Source organism: Actinoallomurus acaciae (assembly GCF_042429965.1).
In the GTDB taxonomy this organism is placed as follows: Bacteria; Actinomycetota; Actinomycetes; order Streptosporangiales; family Streptosporangiaceae; genus Actinoallomurus; species Actinoallomurus acaciae.
The window spans coordinates 1-12,038 of sequence record NZ_JBHLZP010000244.1; the positions used below are offsets into that span (position 1 = coordinate 1).

Sequence of the window (12,038 nt, forward strand, 5' to 3'; positions counted from 1 at the left end):
TGGAGACCCCCGGCGGCGAGGCCAAGGTGAAGGTCCCGGCCGGAAGCTCGTCGGGGCGGCGGTTGCGGCTGCGCGGCCGCGGGCTGCCGAACCCGCGCGGCGCGGCCGGCGACCTGTTCGCCGAGATCCAGGTCGTGGTGCCCCCGCGGCCGACCGACGAGGAGCGGCAGCTGTTCGAGCGGCTCGCCGCCGCCTCCACCTTCGATCCCCGGGAGCGGCGATGACCTACGCGCTGATGCGACCGCTACGCCTGGACCTGGACTCCTTCGCCCGGCTGTGCGGCACCCATCCCGACCTGATCCGGCGGCTCGTCGCCCTGGACCTGGTCGAGGCCGAACAGGACGTCTGCGGGGACCTGTGGTTCATGCCCGCCCAGATCGCCGAGGTCGGCCGTATCCGCCGGCTGCGGTCCACGTTCCCCCTCAACTACGCCTCCCTCGGCCTGGTGTGCGAACTGCTCGACCGCATCGCCGCGCTGGAGTCGGCCATGCAGCATCGTCCGAGACGTGTGGGAGACCGAACATGGACATCAACAAGCTGACCGAGAAGTCGCAGCAGGCCCTGAAGGCGGCCCAGTCCCACGCGGTCGAGAAGGGACACGGCGACGTCGACGCCGAGCACCTGGCCGTGGCGCTGATCGACCAGGCCGACGGCCTCGCGTCGCGCCTGCTGGAACACGCCAACGTCGACCCCGCCCTGCTGCGGAGCGAGATGGAGACCCAGCTCGGCCGGCGCCCCCGGGTCGCCGGTCCCGGCGCGACTCCCGACCAGGTGCACGTCACGCGCCGGCTCGGGCGGGTGCTGGAGAAGGCGTTCGAGGAGGCGCGGGGGCTGAGCGACGACTACGTGTCGGTCGAGCACCTGCTGATGGCGTTGATCGACGAGGCCGTGATCGCGGGGGTGCCGCGGGAGAAGTTCGCCGAGGCGGTGAACGCGGTGCGGGGGAACCAGCGGGTCACCTCCGCCACCCCCGAGGCGGCGTACGAGGCACTGCAGAAGTACGGGCGGGACCTGGTCGCCGAGGCGCGGGAGGGCAGGCTGGACCCGGTCATCGGGCGTGACACCGAGATCCGCCGCGTCATCCAGATCCTGTCCCGCAAGACCAAGAACAACCCCGTCCTGGTCGGCGACCCCGGCGTCGGCAAGACCGCGATCGTCGAGGGCCTGGCGCAGCGCATCGAACGCGGCGACGTGCCGGAGGGGTTGCGCGGCAAGACCGTGTTCAACCTGGACCTGGGCGCCCTGGTCGCCGGCGCGAAGTACCGGGGCGAGTTCGAAGAGCGCATGCAGGCCGTGCTGAACGAGGTGAAGGCCGCCGCGGGGCAGATCCTGCTGTTCGTGGACGAGCTGCACAACGTGGTCGGTGCGGGCGCCACCGAGGGGTCCATGGACGCGGGCAACATGCTCAAGCCCATGCTCGCCCGCGGTGAGCTGCACATGATCGGCGCCACGACGTTGCAGGAGTACCGCCGCTACATCGAGAAGGACGCCGCGCTGGAGCGCCGGTTCCAGCCGGTCATGGTGGACGAGCCCTCCGTGGAGGACGCCATCTCCATCCTGCGCGGGCTGCGCGAGCGGCTGGAGGTCTTCCACGGTGTGAAGATCCAGGACGCCGCCCTGGTCGCCGCGGTCGTGCTCAGTCACCGCTACATCTCCGACCGCTTCCTGCCCGACAAGGCCATCGACCTCGTCGACGAGGCGTGCGCCAAGCTGCGTACCGAGATCGACTCCATGCCCGCCGAGCTGGACGAGCTGACCCGGCGCGTCACCCGGATGGAGATCGAGGCGGCGGCGCTGGAGAAGGAGGAGGATCCGGCGAGCCTGGCCCGGCTGGAGGAGCTGCGCGGTGATCTGGAGGGACTGCGGTCGGAGGCGGAGGCGATGCGGGCGCAGTGGGAGGCCGAGCGCCACACCCTGCGGCGGCTGCAGGACCTGCGGCAGGAGATCGAGCAGGTGCGCCGCGACGCCGACCAGGCCGAACGCGAGTACGACCTGAACCGGGCCGCGGAACTGCGCCATGGCGTGCTGCCGGACCTCGAACGCCGCCTGCGGGCCGAAGAGGAGCGGCTGCTGGCCAAGCAGGGCGAGCACCGGCTGCTGCTCGAGGTCGTGACCGAGGACGAGATCGCCGCGATCGTCGCCCGCTGGACCGGTATCCCGGTCAGCCGCCTCAAGGAGGGCGAGCGCGAGAAGCTCCTCCGGCTCGAGGACATCCTCCACGAGCGCGTCATCGGCCAGGACGAGGCCGTACAGGTCGTCTCCGACGCCATCATCCGCGCCCGGTCCGGCATCAAGGACCCGCGGCGCCCGATCGGGTCGTTCGTGTTCCTCGGCCCGACCGGCGTCGGCAAGACGGAGCTGGCCAAGGCGCTCGCCGAGGCGCTGTTCGACACCGAGGACAACATGGTGCGTCTCGACATGAGCGAGTACCAGGAGCGGCACACCGTCAGCCGCCTGGTCGGCGCGCCGCCCGGATACATCGGGTACGAGGAGGGCGGCCAGCTGACGGAGGCGGTCCGCCGCAAGCCGTACTCGGTCGTGCTGCTCGACGAGATCGAGAAGGCGCACCCCGACGTCTTCAACACGCTGCTCCAGGTCCTCGACGACGGCCGCCTGACGGACGCGCAGGGCCACACGGTCGACTTCCGCAACACGATCCTGATCATGACGTCCAACATCGGCTCGGAGCTGCTGCTGGAGGGCGTCACCGACCAAGGCGAGATCAAGCCGGACATCCGCGAGGCGGTGCTGGGGGCGATGCGGAACCACTTCCGCCCGGAGTTCCTCAACCGGGTCGACGACATCGTGCTGTTCAAGCCGCTGACGCAGGCCGAGATCGAACAGATCGTGGACCTGATGCTGGGCGACCTGCGCGAACGCCTCGCCGAACGCCGCATGACGCTGGAGGTGAGCGAGGAGGCGCGCGCCTTCATCGCCCGCGAGGGGTTCGACCCCGTCTACGGCGCCCGTCCGCTGCGCCGCTTCATCGCCCGCGAGGTCGAGACGCCCATCGGCCGTGCCCTGCTCACCGGCGACATCCGGGACGGCGCCATCGTCCGCGTGGACCTGGAGAAGGGCCACGTCGTCGTCCGCCACGAGAACCCGCTGGAGGCCGAGGCCGCCGCGGCGTTCTGACCGGCCCGGCCGAGCCCGCGGGAACGGCGCCCTCGGCGTGGCCGCAGGAGGCCGGGGACGCCCGAGCCGTCACGCCGGGGACGTGCCGCGCCGGGCGACCTCGAGTACGGCCTCGACGATGCCCTGGTAACCCGTGCACCGGCACACGTTGCCCGACAGCCGCTCGCGCACCTCGTCCTCGTCGAGGTCGCGGCGGCCCTCGGCGAGCAGTTCCGTCGCGACCATGAGGAACCCCGGGGTGCAGAAGCCGCACTGCAGGCCGTGGTGGTCGGCCAGGGCGGCCTGGAGCGGGCTCAGCGGGTCGCCGTCGGACAGGCCCTCGACGGTCCGCACCGACCGGCCGGACGCCTGGGCCGCCAGGACCAGGCACGACCGTACGCTCCGGCCGTCCAGCACGACGGTGCAGGCGCCGCACACGCCGTGCTCGCAGCCGAGATGCGTGCCGGTCAGGCCCAGATGGTCGCGCAGGAAGTCCGCGAGGGACGTGCGGGGTGGCACGGTGCCCCGGCGGGTCGCGCCGTTGACCACCAGGTCGATCGGCACACCGCCGTCCGGGTCATCGCTCATGAGCCCTCCTTTCGTCGGCGGAGCGGACCGGACGCGCGACTCGCCGATGCGCTCACGTCCCCCTCCGGGCGGCGTCGCGCAGGGCGCGGGTGACGCACACCCGAGCGTGCGCCCGCCGCAGTTCCGGCTCGTCGGGCGGCTCCAGGTCGCGGGTCGCGTCCGCCGCGTACGCCTCGGCGGTCTCGCCGGTCACCGGACGTCCCGTCAGCCCGGCCGTGTCGAGAAGGATCGGACGGTCCGCCACGCCGAACAGCACGCACCGCGCGCGTCGTACGACGCCGGCCTCCCGGCTCAGCACGACGGCCGCGCCGGCGGACGCGAAGTCGCCCCGCCGCCGCGCGATCTCCGCGAATCCCCACGTGGTGTCGCGCCCCGGCGCCGGGACGCGGATCCAGGTCAGCATCTCGGCGGGCTCCAGAACCGTGGTGTAGAAGGAGAGGAAGAACGCCTCCGCCGGGACCTCACGGCGCGGGCGGTCGTGGCGGTCGACGTAGAGCGTGGCGTCCAGCGCGACGAGCGCCGCCGGGAGTTCGGCGGCCGGGTCCGCGTGGGCGACGCTCCCGCCGAGCGTGCCCTGGTTACGTATTGAGATGTGCCCGACGTGGCCGACCGCCTCGGCCAGCAGCGGCACGCGGCGCCGTACGAGAGGGTCGGTCTCCAGCCGGCGGTGGGTGCACAACGCGCCGACGATCAGCGAGTCCTCGTCGTCGAAGATCCGGTCCAGCTCGCCGAGCCGGCCGATGTCGATCAGGTGCGACGGACGCGACAGCCGCAGGTTCATCACGGCGAGGAGGCTCTGGCCGCCCGCGAGCAGCTTGCCGTCGGGGGCGGCCCGCAACTCGGCGAGGGCCTCGGCGACGTCCAGCGGACGCCGGTAGTGGAACGGCGCCGGCTTCACCGCGCGTCCTCCCCGCACATCGCGTGGACGTCGGCCGGCCGCAGCGGCGTCGCGGTCAGGTCGGTCCGCCGGGACGGTACGGCGTCCTCGACCGCGCTCGCCAGCGTCGCGTACACCGCGATCGTGCCGCTCTCCCCGACGCCCTTGACGCCCAGCGGGTTGAGTGTCGCGTCGGTGTGCAGGGCGGCGATGTCGACCGGCGGGACGTCGAGGGTGCCCGGCAGCAGGTACTCGGCGAAGGTCGCGGTCAGCGGCTGGCCGTCCGGCCCGTACGGGAAGGACTCCAGCAGGGCGCCGCCGATGCCCTGGGCGACCCCGCCCCGGATCTGGCCCTCCACGACGGCGGGATTGATCTCCACGCCGCCCTCGTGCGCGACGGCGTAGCGCAGTACCCGGACCAGTCCGGTGGCGGGCTCGACGCCGACGATGGCGGCATGGGCCCCCATCGTCCAGGTCACGGTCGAGGGCTCGTAGACGCCGCTGATGTCCAGATCGCCCTCATCGGCCAGCCGCCCGTCCAGGGCGAGCGCGCCCGCGAGTCGCTCCCAGGTGAGCGTCTCCCCCGAGACGGCCGTGAACCCCTCCGGGCCGGCCTCCAGGTCGGCGGTGTCGTGGCCGAGCAGCTTGGCCGCGAGCACCACCGCGCGTTCGCGCATCCGCAGGCAGACCTCGCGCACGGCGTTGCCCGCGACGACGGCGGTGCGGCTCGCGAACGTGCCGACGCCGACGGCCAGCCGGTCCGTGTCCGACGGATGCCACACGATGCGGTCCAGGCTCACCCCGAGCGCGTCGGCCGCCGCCTGCGGGAGCGTCGTCTCGTGCGACTGCCCGGCGGAGGCGGCGCCGGTGGACAGTTCCACCCGGCCGTCGCTGAGCAGCCGTACCCGCGCCGACTCGCGCGGACCGCGGCCCGTCGCCTCCATGTAACAGCCGACGCCGTGGCCGACCGCGAGCTCCGGGTGCCGCGCGGCGGCCTGGGCGACCGCCTCGCGCGGCAGCAGTTCGAGGCACGCGTCCAGGCACTCGCGGTAGTCGCCGCCGTCATAGGTGATCGGCACGCCGTCGCGGTACGGCAGCGGCCGGTCGTACGGCAGGTCGGCGGCGCCGAGGAGGTTCCGCCGCCGGATCTCCTCGCGGCCGATGCCGAGCCGGTCGGCGGCGGCGTCCAGGCTGCGTTCGAGCGCGAAGCACGCCTCCGGCCGCCCCGCGCCCCGGTACTGCGCGACGGTCGTCTTGTTGGTGTAGACGGCCTTTCCGGTGACCCGGTAGGCGGGCAGCCGGTAGGGCCCCAGCAGATGGATCGCGGTGTTGGCGACGATGCCGGCCACCCAGAGGCTGCCCGCGCCGAGGTCGGCGGCGAAGTCGACGCTCAGCGCCAGCAGCGAGCCGTCGGCGTCCACCGCGAGCTCGGCGGTGAGCACCTGGTCGCGTGCCTGCGCGGTGGCGACGAAGTGCTCCGAGCGGTCCTCGATCCAGGCGACCGAGCGGCCGAGCCGCCGCGCCAGGTACGGGACGAGGATCTCCTCCGGGTAGACGTTCGCCTTCGGGCCGAACCCGCCGCCGACGTCCGGCACGGTCACCCGTACCGACCAGCGCGGCCAGCCCGTCGCGGCGCAGATCGCGTCGCGTACGACGTGCGGGACCTGGGTGGAGGTCCGCACATGCACGCGGCCTTCGAGCGGGTCCCACTGGGCCAGGACGCCGCGGCACTCGATCGGCACGCCGCCGTGCCGGCCCATCCGGTAGGTCTCGCGGACCACGACCGCGGCCCGCTCACGCGCCGCCTCCACGTCGCCGAACGAGGTGGCGAGCGTCGCGGCGACGTTCCCCGGTACGTCCGGGTGGACCCGCGGGGCGTCCGCGGCGAGCGCCTGCTCGATGCCCATGACCGGGCTGCCCGGCGCGTACTCCACGGTCACGAGCTCGAGCGCGTCCTCGACGAGCGCGCGGCTCTCGGCGACGACGACCTCGACCGGCTGGCCGACGTAGCGGACCCGGTCCACCGCGAGGGTGTCGATCGGCCGCGGCGTCCAGCGGAACCCGAACGCCTCGGCGAAGACCGGGTGCGGCCGGTGCAGCGGCTCGATCGGGCCGAGCACCCCGTCCAGGTCGGCGCCGGTGAGCACCAGGTGCACGCCGGGCAGCCCGCGCGCCGCCGTCGCGTCGACCCGGATCGACGCGCTCGCCTGGGTGGAGCGCACGAGCGCCGCGTGCAACGTCGCGGCGTCGACCAGGTCCGCGACGTACCGCCCGCGCCCGGTCAGGAAGCGCCGGTCCTCCCGGCGCGGAACGGCGGTGCCGACATAGCCGCTCACCTGACCCGCCGTTCGAGCTCCCACAGGGCGAACGACACCGCGAAGGAGACGATGAGGAGCAGGAGGATCGTGCCCATCATGTCGGCGTACTCCCCGGCGCTGTACGCGCTGAGCACCACGCGCCCCAGTCCCTTGTCGGTGGCGAAGAACTCCGAGAGCACCACGCCGACCATCGCAAGCGAGACCGCCAGGCGGACGCCGGTCAGCAGGGGCCGGCGGATGGCGGGCAGCAGGATCATGGTCGCGTACTGCCGGCGGGAGGCCTGGAGCGACCGGGCCAGCGTGCGGTAGATCGGCGGGATCTCCCGTACGCCGGCCTCCACGTTGATCAGCACCGGGAAGAGCGCGAACAGCACGCCCATGACCACCTTGGAGCCGTAGCCGAGGTGGAAGACCGGCAGCAGCAGCGGGTACAGCACGATCTTCGGCAGGCCGTTGAGGCCGATGACCATCGGCTCGAAGAGCGTGCGGGCGCGGCGCGACAGCCCCAGGCCGATCCCGGCGAGGCCGCCGACGACCGTGCCGATGGCGAAGGCCGACAGCGCCGCGATGCCGGTGACCCGCAGGTCGTCCAGGTAGTCGGGGTCGCCGAAGGAGTGCACGAGCGCCCGTACGCTGGCCGCCGGTGTGGGGATCGCGAAGATCAGCCCCGACAGCAGCCACCAGAGGAGGGCGGCGGCCAGGAGCACGAGCACCGAGCCGATCGCCACGGCCGGCGGCGCGGACGCCCGCCGTGCCGGGGACAGGGTCGTCATGAGCCGGACCTCCCTTTGAGCAGGACGCGTTCGAGGACCGCGAGCGACGACGTCAGCGCCAGTGAGATCACGAAGACGACGAGGATGTAGGCCACCATCGTCGCGTTGTCGAACGACTCGTACAGGTAGCGGATGCGGTGGCCGAGCCCCGAGGACGCCGTGGTGAACTCCATCGCGATCGCGCCGATCAGCGCGTACACGCCGGCGAGGCGGAGCCCGGCGAGCAGGAACGGCGCGGCGGCGGGCAGCGCGATGTGCAGCAGCGTCTGGCGCCGGCCGCAGCCGAGGGAACGGGCCAGCTTGAGGTGGACGGGCCGGATGCCGCGCAGGCCCACCCACGTGTTGAGCGCCATCGGGATGAACGCCATGGCCGTCGAGAGGATCACCACCGGCCACTGGTTGATGCCGACGATGACGATCATGACCGGGTAGAACAGCACCATCGGGACCGCGTAGAACGACACCAGGTACGGCTCGAAGATCTTCCCGGCGATGGGCGCCTTCCAGAACACGACGCCGACGACCAGCCCCAGAACGGCACCGCCGGCGAACGCCACGCCGACCTCCAGGACGGTGCTCCCGCAGTCCGCCCAGAACCGGCCGGTGCGCACGGCCGCGGTGAACGCGGTCCACACCGAGCCCGGTTCGGGCAGCGTCGCCTCGGACCACAGGGACGCCGCCGAGCCGGCGATCCACACGACCACGGCGAGCACCACGAGGCCGGCCGTCGACCACGCGCCGGCGGGCCCCGGCAGACGTACGGCGCGCCTTCGCGCGGCCGGTGGCGCCGTCTCGTCCGCCGCCGGCCGCGCTGCCTCGCGTACGCGGGCGGTCACGCCGACTCCGCGATGAAGCCGCGCATCGCTTCCTTCTGCAGCGACTCCCACATCCGGTTGCGCAGCTCGTTGAACCGCGGCGTGGACACGACGCCCGCGTCGCGGTCGTCGGGCAGGTCCACGTCGATCACGTCGATGATCCGGCCCGGCCGGTACGACATGACCCAGACCTGCTGCGACATCAGCAGCGCCTCGGACATGTCGTGCGTGACGAACAGGACCGTCTGCTGCGTCCGACCCCAGATCCGGCGCACCTCGGCGCCCAGCAGCAGCCGTGTCTGCTGGTCCAGCGCCGCGAACGGCTCGTCCATCAGCAGCACCGAGGGCCGCTGGGCGAGGGTCCGGGCGAGCGCGACGCGCTGGCGCATGCCGCCGGACAGCATTGACGGGTAGGCGGACTCGAAGCCCTGCAGCCCGACGAGCTCCACCATCGCGCGGGCACGGGCGGCCCGCTCCTTCTTGGGGACGCCGAGGACGCGCATCCCGAAGACGATGTTCTCCGTCACCGTCTTCCACGGCAGCGTCGAGTCCTCCTGGAACACCATGCCGGTGCGACGGTCCGGGCCGGTGACCCGCGCACCGTCGATCTCGACCGTGCCCGAGGTGGGCCGTTGCAGGCCGGCCACCACGTTGAGCAGCGTCGACTTGCCGCAGCCGCTCGGGCCGACGATCGAGACGAACCGGTGCTCGCCGATCTCGTGCGTGATCCCGTCGACGGCGATGACGGGCTCGTCGTCGCCGTTCGCGTCGAACCGTACGGTGACGCCGTCCAGTCTCAGTCCCGCGGTAGCCATGCGGGGGCCTCCCTAGGAGAGATTTCCGGCGCGGTCGGCCGCGGGCAGGTACCGCTGGTCGAGGACCTTCGACCAGTCGACCGGCGCCTTGATCTGGCCGGCCCCCCGCATCATGTCCGAGAGGTTCTTCAGGGCGGCCGGGTCGACCTTCAGCGAGTACGCCTTCGCCACCTCCGGCGTCTGCTTCAGCGCCTCCGTCATGGTCGCCTCGTCCACGCCCACGAGTGGCCCGAGCTCCTTGCCCGCGACGTCGGGCTGCTGGGCGACACTCTGCAGCGCCTGGTCGGCGACCTGCAGGAACTTACTGACGGCCGCCGAGTGCTTCTTGGCGAAACCGCTGTTGACCGCGACCATGTCCGCCGGGAAGTCGCCGATGAGGTCGCGGGCCTGAACGAGAACGCGGGCGCCGTCGGTCTGCTGCTTCTGGGTGATGAACGGGTGCATCGCCCAGCCCGCGGTGATCTTGCCGGACTTGGCGGCCGTCCAGTTGTCGCCCATCGCGCCGACCGAGACCCCCTTGATGCCGTCCTGCGGGGCCTTGGCCTGCATGGCCTTGAGCACGAGCTCGGTGGCGGAGCCGGCGGTCGAGTAACCGAGCGAGGCGCCGTTGACGGTGGCGCCCTCCTTGGGGGTGATCCAGGAGAAGTCGTTCACCTGGAACCACGGCGCGATCACCTTCAGGTTGGCGGCCGGCTTGCTCGACGCCTGCACGACCGAGGCTCCGCCCGCGATGGCGATGTCGGCGTCGCCGCTCGTGACGACGCGGAGCGTGTTGCCACCGCCGCCGCCGGAGTAGATCGACACGTCGAGACCCTGCTGCTTGAACCAGCCCTTGTTGATCGCGAGTTGGAGGACCGCCATGAAGGGCAGCTTGTCAACGTCCGTGGCGGACACCCGGACCTTGACGTTGCCGGATTTGGACTCGTCACCGCCGCCTCCACAGGCGGTGGCGGTGGCCAGGGCCAGGGTGGCCACCGCGAGTGCGGCGAGGCGGCCTGGCCCGCGCGACGTTCTGTTCATGCGTCTCTCCTCAACTCCGCCGGCCCGCGGCGGGAGGGTGTGAGCTTTCGGGGGATGGCTCGTGCAGGGATACGGCGGACCGCCACCGCGGCCACCAGGCCGAGGAGCGCCAGGAGAAGCACCGGCCAGGACCAGTCGCGAGGACGGGTACGGGCCGGGGCCTCCGATGATTCGCGGTGCGCCGGCGGCTGCGTGGCAGTGCGCCGCAACGGCGGAGGGGCACCCGGTACGGGCGCCCCTGGAGGTGGATACGGATCCGCCATGGGGACTATCCCCGTGGTTCCAGGCCGTCGACGATCTCGGCGAACGCCCGGATGGTCGCCGTCCTGCTCTCCCCCGGCCGCACGAACGGGACGATCGACATCTGGTCGATCCCCAGCCCGGCGACGTCGGCGACACGGGCGCGGCACTCGTCGGGCGTGCCGGCCATGGCGAACAGATCCACCAGCTCGTCGGGCACGAGGTCGGCGTGGCCGGCCTCGGTGTCCATGTGGTGGTAGTAGTCGTAGGTCTCTCGGATGCGGTCGATCGCCGCCCGCAACGACGGGTCCACCTGTGCGGGCAGCGGGCGGATGCAGACCCGCGCCACGTGCGCGCGGGTGAGGTCGCGGGCCCGCACCGGGTCATCGGCGATGGCCGTCGGCGTCCAGAGCACGATGTGCAGGTCATCGAGGGTGCGGCCGGAGGCGCGGGCGCCCTTCTCGATCGTCGCCAGGGCGGCCTCGACGAACTCGCGGGCCGTCCCGACCAGGACGATCACACCGTCGGCGATCCGGCCGGCCAGCTCCAGGATCTTGGGTGCCGACGCCGCGATGTAGATCGGCACATGCACCGGCTCGCGCAGGTAGCCGAGGCGGAACTCCGCGCCGCTGTCGGGCTCGCGCACGGACTCGCCGCGAAACAGCCGGCGCAGTTCGTCGACGGCCTCTTCGAGCTGGGCCAGCTTGAGGGGCGACAGGCCCATCGTCCGCAGTGAGGAGTCGCCGGTGCCGATGCCCAGCGCCACACGTCCGCCCGTGTACTCCGCCAGGGTCGCCCAGGTCGAGGCGAGCAGGGATCGGTGCCGGGTCACGGCGTTGGTGACGCCGGTGCCGAGCACGACCCGCTCGGTGCCGACCGCCGAGGCGCCCATCGTGATCGAGGATTCGCGCCAGATGTTCTGCGAGTCGCCGAACCAGACGTTGTCGTAACCGAGCGTCTCGGCGAGCCGTGTGTAGTCCCGGATGACCCCGACGGGCTCGGTGGGGAAGAGCCCGACGCCCTTGCTGATCACGCGACCTCCGCAGGTATCATGAATCATGTATACATGACCCTAACGGAGCCCGATCTCGAAGGGAAGACATGTCGAGCAGCTCATCGCGGTCCCCGGCCCGCCTGACCTCGACCAACCGCCGCCCGCCGACGAACTCTCCGTACGCGACCCGGCCGCCGAGGAGTGGTACGAGGCCGGCGGGATCCCCGCGAGATGAAGCACAGACTGCCGTCGCGCGCCCCGGTCACCTCCGGGCCGCCCACCGACGCGGTCCCGCCGACCGTGACCGGCCTGCCCGGGCCACCGGTGCCCCGGAACGAGGCGGCGCACCCGACCCCCTGGGGCACGATCGACTCCGCCCGCACCCGCTTCGACGCCGCGGCGGACCACGCGGGCTCGCGCACAGCCCCGCCGACCGTGACCGGCCTGCACGGACCGCCGACGCGCCCGAACAAGACGGCGCACG

At 72.4% G+C, this 12,038-nt stretch carries 11 protein-coding genes and 1 pseudogene; 4 read left to right on the forward strand and 8 right to left on the reverse strand.

All coding sequences use genetic code 11. The annotated features are described in order from the left end of the window. From ACFFNX_RS27970 to clpB, 3 genes are all read left to right on the forward strand, one after another. Positions 1-224: DnaJ C-terminal domain-containing protein (locus ACFFNX_RS27970; RefSeq protein WP_378208513.1), on the forward strand; the 224-nt coding region annotated here is incomplete at its 5' end. Further along, a complete protein-coding gene (locus ACFFNX_RS27975) occupies positions 221-541 on the forward strand; it encodes a chaperone modulator CbpM (protein ID WP_378208515.1) in 321 nt (106 codons plus the stop codon). The genes ACFFNX_RS27970 and ACFFNX_RS27975, both read left to right, overlap by 4 nt. Next, positions 523-3,135, forward strand: a complete 2,613-nt coding sequence (gene clpB, locus ACFFNX_RS27980) for an ATP-dependent chaperone ClpB (protein WP_378208517.1) — start codon at positions 523-525, stop codon at positions 3,133-3,135. The genes ACFFNX_RS27975 and clpB overlap by 19 nt, the downstream gene beginning before the upstream one ends. Positions 3,136-3,204: 69 nt before the next feature. Here clpB and ACFFNX_RS27985 read toward each other — a convergent pair whose 3' ends face one another. From ACFFNX_RS27985 to ACFFNX_RS28020, 8 genes are all read right to left on the reverse strand, one after another. After that, positions 3,205-3,702 carry a (2Fe-2S)-binding protein gene (locus ACFFNX_RS27985; protein WP_378208519.1) on the reverse strand — a complete coding sequence of 166 codons (498 nt, stop codon included), beginning with the start codon at positions 3,700-3,702 and terminating at the stop codon, positions 3,205-3,207. Positions 3,703-3,754: 52 nt separating this feature from the next. Further along, the gene (locus ACFFNX_RS27990) at positions 3,755-4,600 is read right to left on the reverse strand and encodes an FAD binding domain-containing protein (RefSeq protein WP_378208521.1); all 846 of its coding nucleotides are present in this window, start codon (positions 4,598-4,600) and stop codon (positions 3,755-3,757) included. Next, complete coding sequence (locus tag ACFFNX_RS27995; RefSeq protein ID WP_378208522.1) at positions 4,597-6,915, reverse strand: xanthine dehydrogenase family protein molybdopterin-binding subunit; 2,319 nt, start codon at positions 6,913-6,915, stop codon at positions 4,597-4,599. The genes ACFFNX_RS27990 and ACFFNX_RS27995 overlap by 4 nt, the downstream gene beginning before the upstream one ends. Beyond that, the gene (locus ACFFNX_RS28000; protein WP_378208524.1) at positions 6,912-7,670 is read right to left on the reverse strand and encodes an ABC transporter permease; all 759 of its coding nucleotides are present in this window, start codon (positions 7,668-7,670) and stop codon (positions 6,912-6,914) included. The genes ACFFNX_RS27995 and ACFFNX_RS28000 overlap by 4 nt, the downstream gene beginning before the upstream one ends. After that, positions 7,667-8,506 (reverse strand): ABC transporter permease, encoded by an 840-nt coding sequence (locus ACFFNX_RS28005; RefSeq protein WP_378208526.1) that lies wholly within the window; start codon positions 8,504-8,506, stop codon positions 7,667-7,669. The genes ACFFNX_RS28000 and ACFFNX_RS28005 overlap by 4 nt, the downstream gene beginning before the upstream one ends. Continuing rightward, positions 8,503-9,300, reverse strand: coding sequence for an ABC transporter ATP-binding protein (locus tag ACFFNX_RS28010; RefSeq protein WP_378208528.1), 798 nt, complete (start codon positions 9,298-9,300; stop codon positions 8,503-8,505). Before ACFFNX_RS28010 ends, ACFFNX_RS28005 begins: the two co-directional genes overlap by 4 nt. Positions 9,301-9,312: 12 nt before the next feature. Further along, positions 9,313-10,320 carry an ABC transporter substrate-binding protein gene (locus tag ACFFNX_RS28015; RefSeq protein ID WP_378208530.1) on the reverse strand — a complete coding sequence of 336 codons (1,008 nt, stop codon included), beginning with the start codon at positions 10,318-10,320 and terminating at the stop codon, positions 9,313-9,315. Between the two features lie 268 nt (positions 10,321-10,588). After that, complete coding sequence (locus ACFFNX_RS28020) at positions 10,589-11,593, reverse strand: LLM class flavin-dependent oxidoreductase (RefSeq protein WP_378208532.1); 1,005 nt, start codon at positions 11,591-11,593, stop codon at positions 10,589-10,591. 192 nt (positions 11,594-11,785) lie between these two features. Here ACFFNX_RS28020 and ACFFNX_RS28025 point away from each other — a divergent pair. Beyond that, positions 11,786-12,038, forward strand: a pseudogene (locus ACFFNX_RS28025) (hypothetical protein); the annotation flags it as partial.